Here is a 212-nt window from a genome sequence, read left to right on the forward strand (position 1 = left end):
TTTTCGATTACAGGGCTGTTACCTTCTATGGCTGATCTTTCCAGATCGATTCATCTAAAGAGTTTCTTTGTAACTCCATATGGAATGTCCTACAACCCCAGTAAGCAAGCTTACTGGTTTGGGCTGTTTCCGTTTCGCTCGCCGCTACTTGGGAAATCGCATTTGCTTTCTGTTCCTCTGGGTACTGAGATGTTTCAGTTCCCCAGGTCTGC

1 rRNA gene is annotated in these 212 nt (G+C 45.8%); it reads right to left on the reverse strand.

Features of this window, described 5'->3' with window-relative positions:
* A 23S ribosomal RNA gene (locus tag M3210_RS20355) occupies window positions 1–212 on the reverse strand; the annotation flags it as partial.

Origin of the sequence: Oceanobacillus luteolus (assembly GCF_023715655.1) — a bacterium.
GTDB lineage: Bacteria > Bacillota > Bacilli > Bacillales > Amphibacillaceae > Oceanobacillus > Oceanobacillus luteolus.